We start from the raw sequence: 664 nt of genomic DNA on the forward strand, positions 1-664 counted from the left end.
AGTCTCAGGGAAGATTCATCTCGAGGCAAGTTTCGCGCTTAGATGCTTTCAGCGCTTATCTCTTCCGCACTTAGCTACCGGGCAATGCCATTGGCATGACAACCCGAACACCAGTGGTGCGTTCACTCCGGTCCTCTCGTACTAGGAGCAACCCCTCTCAATCTTCCAGCGCCCACGGCAGATAGGGACCGAACTGTCTCACGACGTTCTAAACCCAGCTCGCGTACCACTTTAAACGGCGAACAGCCGTACCCTTGGGACCTACTTCAGCCCCAGGATGTGATGAGCCGACATCGAGGTGCCAAACACCGCCGTCGATATGAACTCTTGGGCGGTATCAGCCTGTTATCCCCGGAGTACCTTTTATCCGTTGAGCGATGGCCCTTCCATTCAGAACCACCGGATCACTATGACCTGCTTTCGCACCTGCTCGAGCCGTCACTCTCGCAGTCAAGCCAGCTTATGCCATTGCACTAACCTCACGATGTCCGACCGTGATTAGCTGACCTTCGTGCTCCTCCGTTACTCTTTAGGAGGAGACCGCCCCAGTCAAACTACCCACCAGACACTGTCCCCACGCCGGATCACGGCGCCAGGTTAGAACATCAAACGTTAAAGGGTGGTATTTCAAGGTTGGCTCCACGCAGACTGGCGTCCACGCTTC

The 664-nt window shown here is 55.4% G+C and carries 1 rRNA gene; it reads right to left on the bottom strand.

Annotated features, from left to right (window positions below):
• Window positions 1–664, bottom strand: a 23S ribosomal RNA gene (locus tag AAH446_RS19675); the annotation flags it as partial.

This window comes from Erwinia psychrophila, assembly GCF_039023475.1.
GTDB lineage: Bacteria > Pseudomonadota > Gammaproteobacteria > Enterobacterales > Enterobacteriaceae > Erwinia.